At 58.4% G+C, this 2,351-nt stretch carries 4 protein-coding genes; 1 reads left to right on the forward strand and 3 read right to left on the reverse strand.

All coding sequences use genetic code 11. The features are described from left to right. Together EC86_RS0125425 and EC86_RS0125430 are read right to left on the reverse strand one after the other, a co-directional pair. Positions 1 to 356: transposase (locus EC86_RS0125425; RefSeq protein ID WP_232230068.1), on the reverse strand; the 356-nt coding region annotated here is incomplete at its 3' end. Further along, positions 283 to 816 (reverse strand): helix-turn-helix domain-containing protein, encoded by a 534-nt coding sequence (locus EC86_RS0125430; RefSeq protein ID WP_029524030.1) that lies wholly within the window; start codon positions 814 to 816, stop codon positions 283 to 285. The genes EC86_RS0125430 and EC86_RS0125425, both read right to left, overlap by 74 nt. A 244-nt stretch (positions 817 to 1,060) precedes the next feature. Between EC86_RS0125430 and EC86_RS26780 the strand changes: the two genes are divergently transcribed. After that, the gene (locus EC86_RS26780; RefSeq protein ID WP_156955527.1) at positions 1,061 to 1,339 is read left to right on the forward strand and encodes a hypothetical protein; all 279 of its coding nucleotides are present in this window, start codon (positions 1,061 to 1,063) and stop codon (positions 1,337 to 1,339) included. 311 nt (positions 1,340 to 1,650) lie between these two features. On the opposite strand, the gene EC86_RS0125440 is transcribed toward EC86_RS26780, so the two are convergent. Beyond that, positions 1,651 to 2,055, reverse strand: coding sequence for a nuclear transport factor 2 family protein (locus EC86_RS0125440; RefSeq protein ID WP_029528540.1), 405 nt, complete (start codon positions 2,053 to 2,055; stop codon positions 1,651 to 1,653). Positions 2,056 to 2,351 lie beyond the last annotated feature (296 nt).

Below are 2,351 nucleotides of genomic sequence, written 5' to 3' on the forward strand. Positions count from 1 at the left end.
GTGTGCCATCCCGCGCGGTCCAGCACCAGCACGGCATGGCGTCCCGCAGGCACCGCTTCGCTCAGGACCTGCAGATGATGGCTCATCGCCTCGGTATTGGCGTGCGGCATGACCAGACCGATGGCACTGTCCTGCCGTGGACAGACGGCGCCAAAGATGTACGCCGATTCGGACTGCTGCTGGCGCACCACCCGGGGCCGCGTTCCCTTGCGCGCCCACAGGCGCGTTTGCGTGCCGCGCTGGCCGATGCGCATTTCATCCTGGAACCAGATGTCCACCTGTTCAGGCGCAACGCCTGGCGGCAGCGTTGCGGCGACTTCCTGGACGAAGTTTTTTTTTGAATTCGGCTTGTGCAACCAGATCGGCGTAGGGACTGACGGCGCGGGCCGAAATCCATACCAGCCCCAGGCGCTTCATCAGGTCATACACACCGTTCAGGCTGTAGGCCACGCCAAACTGCCCGGCCAGCAACTGGCGGATGTCTTCGCCCCGCACCCGACCGCCGCCGCGTTCGCCCTGCAGTTGCTCGACCGCCTGGCGAAACGCTTCCTCCTGTGCTTTGGCAAGGCGCTGCGTGCTCCAGTCATGCGGCATGCCGGCCAGACGGGCCACGCCGCCAGCGAGGAACCATTGCACCCAGCGCATGACCGCGTGGCGGGTCACGCGCAATGCAGCCGCCACTTCGGTATAGCTCTTGCCGTCCTTTAGGTGCGCCAGCGCGATCAGGCGCAGTCGCCGGCGCCCATCCTTTTCCTTGTGGGCCAGTCGGTCGAAATCATAGGGCTGCAGCTGATCAATGATGTGCTGAGATAACATTTTCGTAACCTCCTGCGAGAGCCAATATGTCTCAGACTCCGATCGCTGGCTTTGGTTCTTTGTCTGTCGGGATTGGTATGAGGTCGTAGGGAAGTCGCTTGATAAGAAAATCGGTCATGTTTTCGCTCACCTGCAGGGTGAACTGAACTTGGCGGACAAGTGCTTGATTTCAATAAGGAAACCACCAAAATCTGACAACGAGATCACGGATTCAGGGCATTGGCGAACGGGCGCGAAAGCGTCAATGACGCCGGCAATCAAAAGCGCGACCCGCGCGCACTGGATAGCCACACCAGCAGCACTGCGTAAAATGCAGGCAACCTTGAGAAAGCCGCGCCCTGACTTGGTTTGGATGGATTTTTGTCTCCTCATCAACAACGTTATCCACAAGAAACGCGAACAACTTTGTCTTGACGCTTGGGGTGTCAATGCCGTGTCCATTGCGGACTGCGCAGATCAACCGGATGATCAAATTTCAAATGCGCGAACTGCTGTGAAGCCGAAGAATCGCATCATCCTTTGACTCCGAGGATTGCGCTCGAAGCGCGCGTCACTACCACAGCTCGACTGTCCGCTCGGCAACCGCACACAGTGTCGATTCGAACGAATTTATCGGGCCGTCAAGAGCCGGTCATGAACGACCGTTGACTGCACATCAATTCGGTTGGCAGTCAAGCCGACACGGAAGAGCCGGCGCAAAGCGCTGCATTTCTGATCATCAATGGACGGACGCCAAAACACTGGACGCTCACCTTCAAATTTCCGGATGCCTGACCTTCAACACTTCAGTTCACCGGTTGCTGAGGAAAGGCCGGTAGAACGAAGGGTCGGGTGTCATCGCGTTGAGTTCTCACTGGGTGGACGGTTCTTGCGGTAGGAGTCCTTCAGGAAGATCTTGCCGTCGCGAAAGGTGAACAGATCACACCCATGAACTTCGACGCGGGTACCATCCGCACATGTTCCAGTGAACGTCCACTCGGAGACGCCTCGGTTTCCATAGACAAAATGGCGCACATTGCCCCAGTGGGCATCGGGAAAGACCCCCCAGACCTGCGCGAAGCCCGCTCGCACGGCTTGTCTGCCAACGTATCGGGTGCCGCAGGCATCAGCGCCAGCAGAGGACTCGAAGACGCAGTCGTCTGTCATGAACGACATGAGGACATCGACATCGTGGCGATTCCATGCGTCGGCAAAGTCCTGCAACACGTCCGTGGTTACTTCAGGAATCAACATTGGCATGATCGGGCACCTCCTACAGGCGCTGCACAGGAATGTGCGGTACGGAAGGCCATCGTGCTCTCTACCGCCAGAGACTGCAATACAACGTAGTGTGTTGGCCCATTGGCGTTGTCCACGCGCGTTGCCGCACGCTCAACGCACCCGTCGATGATTCCCTGCTGGTCCGGACCCACTTTGCAGGACTCGTTCCTTGCACATCCAAACCGCTGTTTCATCGCGATCTTGGCTTGGCCAAGCGCGAACGCCCATCTTTCATCCGTGAGAGCTGGATGTCGCTCGTACTGAATTTTCAGGCC

It is taken from the genome of Polaromonas glacialis (assembly GCF_000709345.1).
Taxonomy (GTDB): Bacteria; Pseudomonadota; Gammaproteobacteria; order Burkholderiales; family Burkholderiaceae_C; genus Polaromonas; species Polaromonas glacialis.